Source organism: Salinivibrio sp. SS2, assembly GCF_001722075.1.
Classification (GTDB): Bacteria; Pseudomonadota; Gammaproteobacteria; order Enterobacterales; family Vibrionaceae; genus Salinivibrio; species Salinivibrio proteolyticus.
Map to the genome: position 1 here is coordinate 12,088 of NZ_MEBP01000096.1, position 12,537 is coordinate 24,624.

The 12,537-nt window shown below is 40.4% G+C and carries 10 protein-coding genes; all 10 read left to right on the forward strand.

Going from position 1 to position 12,537, the window contains the following annotated elements; genetic code table 11:
- Positions 1–53 precede the first annotated feature (53 nt).
- Positions 54–1,355, forward strand: a complete 1,302-nt coding sequence (locus tag BGK46_RS11575) for a capsule assembly Wzi family protein (RefSeq protein ID WP_175418655.1) — start codon at positions 54–56, stop codon at positions 1,353–1,355.
- Positions 1,356–1,495: 140 nt separating this feature from the next.
- Entirely contained in the window at positions 1,496–4,210 is a 2,715-nt protein-coding gene (locus BGK46_RS11580; protein WP_139130771.1) for an SLBB domain-containing protein, read from the forward strand.
- Positions 4,211–4,282: 72 nt separating this feature from the next.
- Positions 4,283–4,681: a four helix bundle protein gene (locus tag BGK46_RS11585; protein WP_069589443.1), complete on the forward strand. Its 399-nt coding sequence runs from the start codon at positions 4,283–4,285 to the stop codon at positions 4,679–4,681.
- A gap of 128 nt (positions 4,682–4,809) precedes the next feature.
- Positions 4,810–5,769: a Wzz/FepE/Etk N-terminal domain-containing protein gene (locus tag BGK46_RS11590; protein ID WP_069589445.1), complete on the forward strand. Its 960-nt coding sequence runs from the start codon at positions 4,810–4,812 to the stop codon at positions 5,767–5,769.
- A 70-nt stretch (positions 5,770–5,839) separates the two neighbouring features.
- Positions 5,840–7,135 (forward strand): flippase, encoded by a 1,296-nt coding sequence (locus BGK46_RS11595; RefSeq protein ID WP_069589446.1) that lies wholly within the window; start codon positions 5,840–5,842, stop codon positions 7,133–7,135.
- Positions 7,128–8,144 (forward strand): polysaccharide biosynthesis protein, encoded by a 1,017-nt coding sequence (locus BGK46_RS11600; RefSeq protein WP_069589447.1) that lies wholly within the window; start codon positions 7,128–7,130, stop codon positions 8,142–8,144. Before BGK46_RS11595 ends, BGK46_RS11600 begins: the two co-directional genes overlap by 8 nt.
- 44 nt (positions 8,145–8,188) lie before the next feature.
- Positions 8,189–9,232, forward strand: a complete 1,044-nt coding sequence (locus BGK46_RS11605) for a DegT/DnrJ/EryC1/StrS family aminotransferase (RefSeq protein ID WP_217492738.1) — start codon at positions 8,189–8,191, stop codon at positions 9,230–9,232.
- 3 nt (positions 9,233–9,235) lie between these two features.
- Positions 9,236–10,324: a DegT/DnrJ/EryC1/StrS family aminotransferase gene (locus BGK46_RS11610; RefSeq protein ID WP_069589451.1), complete on the forward strand. Its 1,089-nt coding sequence runs from the start codon at positions 9,236–9,238 to the stop codon at positions 10,322–10,324.
- A 59-nt stretch (positions 10,325–10,383) separates the two neighbouring features.
- On the forward strand, positions 10,384–11,577 hold the full coding sequence (locus BGK46_RS11615) for a glycosyltransferase family 2 protein (RefSeq protein WP_069589453.1): 1,194 nt from the start codon (positions 10,384–10,386) through the stop codon (positions 11,575–11,577).
- 47 nt (positions 11,578–11,624) lie between these two features.
- Positions 11,625–12,524 (forward strand): hypothetical protein, encoded by a 900-nt coding sequence (locus tag BGK46_RS11620; protein WP_069589455.1) that lies wholly within the window; start codon positions 11,625–11,627, stop codon positions 12,522–12,524.
- The last annotated feature ends 13 nt before the right edge of the window (positions 12,525–12,537 follow it).

A 12,537-nucleotide genomic window follows, 5' to 3' on the forward strand; every position in this document is an offset into this window, starting at 1 on the left:
AAGGTTTAAAAAAGATGCATCGCGTCATGTTCATGTATCATGTTGGGCGGATAATGGCGGTGTTATGGCTGGTGGTTGGTACACAAGTAAAGGCATCGCCTTGGTTGGAGTCAGGCGATCCTTTTCTGCGTGCCGATCTCACTGTGTTATCTGATGCGGGAGAGCTCAACGCACCTATCAATCACTATCCTTTACGTTGGTCGAGCTTTTACGATGACACGGATCCTCGGCACCAACAAACTATTGGAAATCGAACAGTAAATGACGCGCGTTATCAAATGATAAACACCGCCCGCAGTCACGTTCGTTACCAAGCTCAAGCAGCAAAATTAAATCGTGCACCGATAGCATTTGACGCCTACTGGGCCAACGACCCAGCAGTATCACTCGACTATGGTGATGTGCCGCGTCATGAGTGGTCGGTCGGAGCAGCATATCAATACATGAGTAATCGATTTGCGTTTAAGGTCGCGAATCAATATCGACGCGACGCTAAGGGTGACGATGAATATACATGGCAAGGCACATATTTAGCACTCAATGATGGGAGATGGCTATTTACGCTAGGTCAGATTGAGCGTTGGTGGGGACAAGGCTGGCAGCATAATCTTATTTGGGGAAATCGGTCAGAAGCCGCCCCGAGCGCATCTCTGAGCTATTTAGGTGACGAAAAACCTTTAATCGGTTATTGGTCGTTTGAAGCTGTCTATCAATTGCCAGAGAAAACGGGATACGATAGCCACTGGGCGATGCGTTTGGTGAGTCAACCCTTCCGCGCGTTTCAACATGGATTAAGTTATCAAAAGTGGCAAGATCCAAATGGCTCGCGTCAAACGAGTGAGCAGTGGGCGTGGGATGCCAAACTGGCTCTTCCTGTATTTAATCTTCCATTAGCGCACGCCTTATACACGGAAGTCGCGAGTGATTATCAAGGCCAAGAGCGAGCAGCCAGCATTGTCGGTTGGAGTGGACAAACCACGATTGCGCGACAAAGTATACGCGTGGTGCTTGAACAACAAATGACCCATCATGGTTTCGAATCGTCGTTAGATAACACGCCAGCCGTTGATCAATCTCTCTCATCTGACCAATTAGGAGGTAACAGCACAACTTATGGACTGAACGAAAGCCGTTCGATCGCCGTGTATGCTCAACTCAGCAACGATCATGCCATCAAGTTGATGAGTGCTGAGCGCGAACAAGGTAATCATTCTTGGCGAGATTTAGAAGCCAGCTACCGGCTGCCAATAGCAACGGCGATGCTCACTCTAGGTGCTAGCCAAACGGACGATGGTGCACCGCACGTAGCAGATTCAAATGTACGTGTTTGGCTTAATTACCAAATGCGATTTTAACTGTTGCCTTTATTGACATTAAAAGTACGGAACACGCTCATATGTTAATGCTCTTATCATCTCTAGGACGGCTTCTTAGCGCCTCCTTTGCCAGTCATTCCACGCGATATCTACCGCCACTTTTCATGGGTTTATGGCTAATGGCCTCTGCTGCTCATGCGGCAACACCTACGGCCAGCCAGATACAACAGCTAAAACAGTTACCCCGCGCGCAACAAGAACAGCTGGCACGAAAATATGGCGTGGACCTTGAGCGTTTAACAGCGAATACTGCGAATAAGAATCTACAAACACCCCCCTCCACGACGCCTTTACCTGAACGTATTGGCGGTTCGCAAGCTCTTTTAGAAAGTGCTCCGCAGGAAAAAACACCTTCAAATACGCTGGAACCCTTTGGCTACGCATTCTTTGATGGACAGCCAACGCCTATGGTTGCGGTGCATGATCTGCCGTTGCCGAATGACTATCGAGTCGGGCCCGGCGATGTACTCGATATTCAAGTGTTTGGTAAAGAGAATCAAGTTTATCAATTAACGGTAAAACGTGACGGATATATCCATTTTCCCGAATACGGGCCGATGCAAGTTGCTGATGAGACGTTTGGTCGGGTACGAGAGCAAATTCGTACTATGTTTGCCGAGCGGGTTATCGGGGTAGATGTAACGGTAGATATTAGTGCGATGCGCACGATGCAAATCTATCTAGCGGGTGATGTAAAGCAGCCCGGTGCCTTTACTGTGAGCGGGTTGACCACTATTACGCAAGCATTGATCGCGAGCGGTGGCGTAAAAACGACGGGCTCACTACGCAATATCCAGCTAAAACGCGATGGCAAAGTAATTAACACCTTCGACTTATATTCGCTCTTGCTCAATGGCGATGCGAGTAATGATGTTCGTCTCCTCAAAGGCGATACCTTGTTTGTGCCTGCTCGAGGACCTCAAGTTAAGGTTGATGGAGAAATATTGCGTCCGGCGTTATACGAGTTAAAAGATAATACGACACTACTCGACGTGATGACCATGGCGGGAGGAGCGCTACCTGAAGGCTATTTATCAAGTATCAGTGTCAAGCGAGTGACGGAGTCTGGTGTTCGGCCTTTTAGCGTGGATATGAGTACAACTAAAGGCCAGAACTTTGCTGTAAAAAACGGTGATAGTGTTCACGTTGCAAAGAGCAACAATGCACTTGATAACGCCGTTGTGCTCCGTGGTGAGGTTGTTCGCCAAGGCGCTTATCATTTTGAGTCTGGTATGGCGATAGCGGATTTGATTCAAAATACACGTGATCTAAAGCCAACTGCTGACCTTAATTACGCACTAGTCGTACGTGAGGTTGACGCGGAACGTAATATCAACGTCTTACAGTTTAACCTGGGTAAAGCGATTAATCAGCCAAACTCCTCCGAAAACATACGCTTACATAAGGGCGATCAGATCTTTGTGTTCAATAATGGCATTGATAGTCAATTTTGGGACGAAACAGACATTGATGAATACGAAAAAAAGGATGCCCAGGATACGTTATTGAGGCAACGGTTTTCACAAGAATCCCACAATACGAATGCCTCTTTGTTAGGGGGTTATACGACGAATACCGTCACTCAGCGTGACGACACCAATGCCCAACAAATGGGGTATTCACAAAATATCGAAAATCAGTCTCCCCGTGTATTTATCGACCCTGCAACGGGGGCTGAGGTACGATTACAAAACGTTCAAAATCAAACTCAACTTGTTAAGGCGCTGACCCAAAATGACGAAGACGGTCAGCCGTCGCGTCGGGAGAAAGAGCTAGAACCTATTATTGAGCGCTTGAAGGATCAAGCAAATATTGAATCAAACGCAGCTATTGTGGAGGTAAGCGGTGCCGTCAAATATCCGGGTCTCTACCCGCTGCCGGTCGATGCTACGTTCCAACAATTACTTGATGCAGCCGGAGGGCTGACGGAAGCTGCCTATTTAGGCCAAGCTGAAATTACACGTCGCCAAGTTATCGATGGTCGGCTCACGGTGCGTCATTATCCAATCGACGTTAAGAAAGCTATTCGAGGTGAAGGGCAACAGTTAACCATTCATCGCCAAGATCGAATTAATATTAAAACGAAGCCCAACTGGCACAAAGATAACGTCATTGAACTTCAGGGCGAAGTCCGTTTCCCTGGCGTTTATGCGTTTGAGCGCGGTGAGACTCTTCAAGATGTGATTGAGCGAGCAGGGGGACTAACCGAGTTTGCCTACCCGAAAGGCGCAGTGTTCAGCCGTGAACGTCTCAAACGCCAAGAAGAAGAGCGGCTCAAAATGCTTAATCGGCAGCTTAAACAAGAAATTAGCAGTCTTGCTTTACGCCGCCAAACCAGCAGTGCGCAGTATACAACCAGTCCGTCGGAAGCCCTGTCGATTGCAGAAGAGCTTCAAAATGCGGAGGCAGTAGGTCGCATGGTGATCTCTTTGCCGCGCGCGCTTCAGGGCGATGACGTCGCTAATATCATGGTAGAAAGTGGCGACAAACTTTACGTTCCCCCGAAAAACCCCGTGGTCAGCATTATGGGCGAGGTACAATTTGCATCAAACCAACTGTTTGAACCAGGCATGACCGTAAGCGATTATATTGAATCTGCAGGTGGCACGAAACAACAAGCAGATACCGATCGTATTTATGTTGTCCGTGCTGACGGCTCAGTGATGATGCCCAACAACAGCTTTTGGTTTAGTCGTAACCAAAAGCAGCTTGAACCGGGCGACACCATTATAGTGCCAATCGATACCGATTACCTCGACGGCCTGAGCACCGCCTCTACCGCGACACAAATTCTCTATCAAATGGGAATCGCGTGGAAAGCGGTGAATGACTAAAGCGGCAGAGGATCCTAGGGCCTAGATCCTAGGTCCTAGGGTGATAAAGCATAGGTAATGGAATAGGATTAGATGCGCCAACTTGATTTTGAAAGGCTTGAAGTTTGGAAGCGTAGCTGTCGACTTTCTTCATCGGTATATAAAACGTTCGACGCATGCAAAAATTACGGTTACAAAGACCAAATAATGCGAAGTGCATTATCCGTTGCCTCTAATATTGCAGAAGGTGAAGAACGTGAAACGCCTGCCGAATCAGCAAGATTTTTTTATATTGCCAAAGGGTCTGCTGGTGAGCTTATCACCCAAATATATATCGGTATCGAAGCTGGGTTTATAGACAAGCAAACTGGGATGGGCTTCGTCCAAGAAGCGAAAGAAATTGCTGCGATGCTAGCCGCGCTCATTAAACGCCGTAAAGGGATGGTACGTGAGGAAGCGGGCGGATATAACTATCAAGCAGTGAGCGATTAATAGCCATCTCAGCAGAAAAGCGGCGCGTTTTCTTAAAAAATTTTTAATATTTTGAAGATAATCCTACAACCTAGACCTAGGCGCTCTTCCTAGGATCTAGGACCTAGGATCCTAGGACCTTTTAACGAATGGAAAATACACCACAACACTACCAATCCCCCCCAATCTCCCCAATGGCGGCCGATGATGAAATCGACCTCCGTGAATTATTTGCTGCTTTATGGCAAGGCAAATGGTTAATCATCGCGGTGACGTTTGTGTTTGCCTTGGGCGGAGTGGGGTACTCGCTTCATCTTCCGAATATCTACAAATCTGAAGCCTTGCTTGCGCCGGCTAATGAAAAAAGTGGTGGCGGATTGGCCAGTATGGCAAGCCAGCTTGGCGGATTAGCCTCTCTCGCTGGTGTAAACCTTGGCAGCGGAGGCGGCAGTGAAACCGAGATTGCACTCGCGACGTTGCAATCTCGCCAGTTTATTAGTGAATTCATTCACACGCATAAATTAGCGGTACCATTGGCTGCCACTGAAGGCTGGGATGATGAAACGAATCAATGGATCATTAACAAAGAGCGCTATAACCCAGAGACACAAACTTGGCTAAAATCAGACGATACGCCAGTAGAGCAGCCAGCGATGCCTACGGATTGGCAATTATACAAAATATTTTCCGAGCAACTCATAGTGAGTGAAAAAAAGGATAACGGCTTAATTACCATTAGTTTTGAATCACAGTCCCCAGTGTTTGCCCAGCAAGTGGTTAAATTAATGGTCAACGATATCAATGCTCATGTAAAAGAAGAAAAACTGGCTGAAACTAAAACCAATATTGGCTACTTACGTCAACAGCTAGACAATACCAACCTGACTCAAATGCAGAATGTGTTTTACCAGTTGATTGAGGAGCAGACTAAGAACCTGATGCTCGCTAAAGTGCAAGATGAATTTGTATTCAAAACTATCGACCCTCCCATTGTACCAGAGGAAAAAGCCGCCCCAAACAGAGCATTAATTTGTATACTCACAACACTGTTAGGTTGCATGTTAGCAATCTCTGTGGTTTTGGGTAGATTCTCGTTAAAAAATAAATAATATAGAAAGTGCTATTGAAATAAGTCTATAAATCTATTCAACCCCTTTAAAAATAACGAATGTTAACTAAATGCTTCTGTTAAGAAAAATTAATGAATTACGAAATAACAAAATATTTTTTAAGTATGCAAAAAATACCGTCTGGCTAATAGCAGATAATGCTACAAAACTAATTGTTGGGCTTTTTGTTGGTGTTTGGGTTGCTCGTCATTTAGGTCCAGAAGACTTTGGAATCTACTCGTATGCGATAAGCTTTGTAGCAATTTTTTCGGGGGTAGCAACACTTGGCCTTGATAACATTGTTGTTCGCGAATTAGTTGATAAGGAAGAATGTAGAGAGAAAATAATAGCCACGACATATATTTTAAAATGCCTCGGTGCCGCCTTTTCATTACTATTACTATTCTCCATCCTGTTTTATTTTGACTTCTCCGCCAATACTAGAGAAATTTCGATTATCATGGCTTTCTCGATAGCATTCCAAACTTTAAATGTTATTAAGTTATATTTCCAAAGTGTTGTTAAAATAAAATATTTTGTAATATCAAGTGTTCTTTCTATTGTTATAAGCGGATGTGTTAAAATTTACCTAATACTTTCTAATGCTCCTTTGGAATCATTTGCAAAAGCGTTTCTTTTGGAATCCTTTCTACTTTCTGGATTTCTAGTCGTTCTGTATAGACTAAAATCTGAAACTAAGACTAAAAACTATTTATTTGATTTAAATTTAGCAAAAGCACTCATGAGTGATAGCTGGCCGCTTATTTTCGCCGCTATAGCGTCAGTGGTTAAGTTAAAATTAGGCCATGTCATGTTGGGCAACTTGGGAACGTACGAAGAAGTTGGCTACTACTCTGCAGCACTTCGTATATCAGAACTATGGTTTCTCATACCTGTTCTTCTCGGTACTTCTATTTATCCTGCTTTAATAAAAGCAAATAAAAACGGAGTGGATAATCTCAGGGATAAAGTTATTTTAATAACAAGAACAATGCTTTTTTTTGCTGTTCCTTTTGCGATCATTGTCTCATTTTTATCTAAATTTATTATAGTATTGCTCTATGGGAAGAGTTTTGAAATAGCGGGGAAATATTTATCCATACAAATATGGTCAGGTCTACCATATATAGTACTATTTGCGTATTCGCAGGTTACATACATCATTGGCAAGACAAAAATACACCTGTATTTATCACTTTTGTCCATTTTTTCAATAGCGATTTTTAACTATTTGTTGATACCTCTCATGGGTGGGATTGGTGCCGTATATGCATCTTTGATTACTAATACACTCGGGAGTTGTCTTATGATATTTTTACTCGAGAGAGAAATAAATATTTTCACTAAAGGTATAAGAAATGTTTAAAAATAAAGTTCTGATGATTACTGGAGGAACAGGTTCGTTTGGAAATGCAGTTTTGGAGCGTTTTCTTGATTCCGATCTTGAAGAGATAAGAATATTCAGTCGGGATGAGAAAAAGCAAGAAGATATGCGAATTAAGTATAAGAATGAAAAACTTAACTTTCTCATTGGTGATATTAGAGATTTTGATAGTATAAATAGCGCTATGCGAGGCGTTGACTATCTTTTTCATGCAGCTGCTCTAAAACAAGTTCCATCTTGCGAGTTCTATCCTCTTGAAGCAATCAAGACTAATCTATTGGGCGCGGAAAATGTTCTGGAAGCTGCGGCCGTCAACGATGTAGAACGAGTCGTTGTATTAAGTACAGACAAAGCTGTATATCCGATTAATAGTATGGGTATGACAAAGGCTCTTATGGAGAAATTAGCCATATCTAAAGCCCGTGATCATAGAGTGAGAGCTAACCAAGGAACTATTTGTACCACGAGATATGGCAATGTTATGGCGTCAAGAGGGTCGATAATTCCACTCTTTATTCAACAAATAAAGAGTGGACTACCATTGACAGTAACTAATCCAGAAATGACTAGATTTATGATGTCTCTGGAAGACTCTGTAAATTTAGTTCTGTTTGCGTTCGAGAATGCGAATCCGGGCGATATTTTTGTTCAGAAAGCGCCAGCTGCCACCGTTGGAGACCTCGCGATTGCGCTAAAAGAAATTTTTGAAGCGAATAATAAAATCGAAATTATTGGCGAGAGGCACGGTGAAAAGCTATTTGAGTCACTGTGCGGAAGAGAAGAAATGGCGAAAGCGAAAGATATGGGGGGATTTTATCAAGTACCAGCGGATTATCGAGATTTAAATTATACGAAGTTCGTATCGAGAGAGGCTAATAAACTAGATTACGACGAATATAACTCTCATAATACTAGAAGGCTGAGTGTAAATGAAATAAAAGAGCTTCTTTTAAATCTTGACTATATTAAAAATGAATTGAGGTCGCTCTAATGATACCATTGATAAAAACTTTCTTACCTCGAAAAGAAGTCTTAATGCCTGAATTGGAAAAAACATTATATTCAGGATATATAGCTCAAGGGAATACTGTAGATAGGTTTGAGAAAGAGCTGTCTAGTTTTATAGGTTGTCAAAATTGTGTGAGTGTAAATAGTGGTTCGTCTGCTTTACATATAGCATTACTTTTAGCTGGAGTTGAACAAGGAGATGAAGTGATTTCTACTCCTTTAACAGCTGAGCCCACAAATACTGTAATCAAGCAAACTGGAGCGAATATTGTTTGGGCTGATATCGATGTCAATACTGGAAATATTTGTCCAGATGATGTTGAAAGAAAAATTACGAACAAGACCAAAGCCATAGTTGTAGTTGATTATGCTGGCGTTCCAGCGGATATTAAAAGATTTAAAGAAATTGAGAATAAATATGATATTCCAATTATCGAAGATGCAGCACATGCCTTGGGTGCTTCTTTCAATGGGGAAAAACTAGGGAATCACTTTAACTTTACCATTTTTTCATTTCAAGCTATCAAGCATTTAACGACTGTCGATGGGGGGGCATTATGTATAAAAAATAATGAATTATTCGAGAAAGCAAAGTTAGTCCGTTGGTTCGGTATAGATAAGTCTCTAACTAGAAAAGAAAACAATATCGAGGTGCAAGGCTACAAATATCACATGAATAATGTAAATGCGACTATTGGACTGGTGCAATTACGATACATAGAAGAAGTTATAAGTAAATATATAGAAAATGGAAAATATTATGACCAATGGTTAGCAGATATTCCTCGATTAGAATTGCTCGATTACTACGAAAAAACAGAGCCATCGTATTGGTTATACACAGTCAAAGTAGAGGATAAACCATCCTTTATTCGAGTGTTAAACGAAAAAGGCATTGCTGTATCTGATTTACACAAACGAAATGATATGCATACTATATTTCGTGATAGCAAATCGCATTTACCGAACCTTGATGAATATGAGAAATCATGGGTTCATATTCCTTGCGGATGGTGGGTAGAACAAGAGCATAGGGAGTATATTGTTAATACGATTAAACAAGGCTGGTAAGCTATGATTCCTATATTTAAAGTTTTTATGCCAGATATGGTATCGGATTATATTAGTGACTTACTATATTCCGGTAAACTAAGCTATGGTGAATACACCAAAGAATTCGAACGTAGATTAAGCTCTTTTATTGGTAACGAAAGAGTTCTAGCTATTTCGGGTAACTCTATTCTTTTTGCTTTGAAGTTGATTGATATAAAGCCCAATGATGAAGTTATCGTATCTCCAATGAGCTGCCTAATGACGACACAGCCTATTGTCTATTCTGGAGCGAAAGTGGTATGGGCTGATATCGATCCTCTTACCGGCTCTCTTGACCCTGATGATGTTAAAAATAAGATTACAAATAAAACCAGAGCCATTATTCATTATCATTGGTCCGGAAATCCAGGTTATATAGATGAAATAAATTCAATTGCTCATAAAAATAATATACCAGTTATAGAGGATGCAACTGAATCCTTTGGTGCTGAATATAAAGGAAAAAAGATAGGAAATACAGATACAGATATCGTATGTTATTCTTTTACACCTGTGCGCTTACCCAACGCGATAGATGGGGCCGGTTTGTCTTTAAACTGTGAAAAGTTATATCAAAAATCTATTCTCATGAGAGACCTAGGCGTTAATAGAAGTAAATTCAGAGACAAAATGGGAGAGATTTCGGCTGACTGTGATATTGACATTGTTGGTGATTCAGCGACATTAAATAATATTTCTGGATATGTTGGTTCTTCTCAAATGCCATTTGTTTTTGATTTGATAGAAAAACAAAGAAAGAATGCGTTATTATGGGAAGATTTTTTTAAAAACCTGCCATGCACAAAAGTTGTAAGTAAAAGAGAAGGGGTAAATCCTTCGTATTGGGCATTTACCATACTTAGTGAAAGAAGAGATGAGCTTCTTAATAGTTTTCGAAACCAAGGGGTATATGCCTCTAAAATCCATTTAAGGAATGATCTTTACTCCATTTTTGGTCCGCCAAGCCATCCTCTAAGAGGGGTGGATGAATTTTCAAAGAGACAGTTAAATCTTCCTTGTGGTTGGTGGATGGATGAGAATGACTTTAATCGTATTGTGCGTGACGTGTAAACGATAGATAAGCAACTATATCTATCTCATTCAAATCTATCTAAGCGTACCTATTAATAATGAAAAAAGAAATTGTAAAGTATAGCGTAATACTTCCTGTCTATAACGGGATAGACTACATAGAAAACTGCATCAATACCATTATAAACCAAGATTATGATGATTATGAGCTAATTATTGTAGATGATTGCTCAAATGATGGTACAAGGGAATATCTAAAAGAAATCGAACACCCGAATATAAATATTGTTTTTCAAAAAGAAAATTTAGGTGCTATCGGTAACTTTTCAAGTGCGATATCGTTCGCTACTGGCAATTGGGTTATATTTTTAGGTGTAGATGATGGGTTACAAAGCTACTTCTTTGACTTGGCAGATAGACTTACAAATATATGCGAAAGAAAAGGCTTAAGGATAATAGCATCTAGCAGGGCACACTATTTTTGGGAAGGTGCGTCAAAGCTTCATGGAAATAAAGCTGTACAGTATACGGCAAGAGAAGAGTTCTCTGTTTTAGATTCCAATAAAGAAATCTTCTTATCACTTCTCGGTGCTCAAGCCTATTTTGAACTACCACAGATGTATTCAAATTCATTGTTTCATAGGTCTCTTCTTGTCGAAGCTAAAGAAAAACAAGATGGTCATCTTTTTTTGACTGTTCCTCCAGATGTTAATCTCGCCGCTATTGGTCTTACTCTCGAAAAAAAATATTTAAAGTCATTTATTCCATTGGGCTGGGTGGGAACATCTTCCTCTGCAACCAAGTATCGTGGTAAAGATAGTGATGATAACGGAGTGATATTTGATCAGATTAGATATGATATCCTCGCAGGTAAGCCATCATTAGGTTCCTTGGTTATCTATTTATGGAATGCACTTTTATGTACTAAAAACTTACGAAACGAATCGAAAAACAGGTTGTATAAAACACAATTTTTTAAAATTTTTGTTTTTTCTTCTGCGATGGCAGAGTTAAGGAAACGACGAGTCCTGAGAGAAAGAAAACCACTTTTTGATATGTTGTTATCTCGCAATGAACTTAGAGAGTTTCCTATATTTTCTTTGTCGTTTTTAATTGGTGTTTTTTCCTTTATGATTTTTAATTATAGAAGGGTGAAAAATAAAATTAAAAACGTATTTAAGCCTTCTTTTCATATTAAGTTAGAAAGAAAAGATAGCATGTGTATGCTGAAAGAATCTCAACGAATAGCTAAGAACTTAGAAAGTGTTATTAAAAAAGATAACACTAAATAAAATACTTTCTATCATTCTACATAAATATCAATTGAAAGGGCAACTTGATGGCTTATAGAAATATCACTTTAAAAGAGATATCTACTATTTTGGGAGTACCTATTTTAGGTAATGATCACATTATTAACTCCTTGAATTTAATAAACAGAGAATTGCTTGGCTCTAACCTAACATACGTTGGCCATGAAAACTACATACCTTATATCAATCGAGAAGAAGTTACAGCAGTTTTATTAACCAAAGAAACTTATGATGTTATTGACTCTGATATAAAAAGTAAAAAATCATTTTTTATTGTTGATAACCCAGAAGACGAATTTTATAGTCTTCACAAGTATCTATTAGAGAAGACTGAATTTTATAACGATTCCCAAGAAACCGTATATGGTGATAATCTTAATATTCATCCTACTGCGGTTGTAGAAGAAGGAGTTATCATAAAAAATAATGTGACTATCGGGCCTCACGCAGTTATTCATAAAGGTTCTATTATAGGAAATAATGTTGTCATCCACTCTGGTGCCAGAATAGGAAACCAAGGGTTCCAGGTTATATATTGTGGTGCTGTCCCCCATCTTATACAACATGTTGGCGGTGTAAAAATCCATGATGACGTCTCTATTGGCGCAAATTCTTGTATAGCAAACAGTTTATTCGATGGATACACTGAAATTGGTAAGTCAACAAAAATCGATGCATTAGTTTTTATTGCACACAATTGTAAAGTAGGAAAAAATTGTGTAATAACTCCCGGCGTCGTTATGGCGGGGAGTTCGCTAGTCGACGATGGCGTATGGTTGGCTCCTAACTCGGTTGTTCTTAACGGCGTAGAAGTAGGCGATAACTCGTTGGTATGTTCACATTCGTTGGTAATGAAAGACGTACCTTCAAATACCAAGGTAATTGGTATGCCAGCTAGGAAAGTCGGTAAAATAGAAAGTAAATAGTTTCATTAGTCAG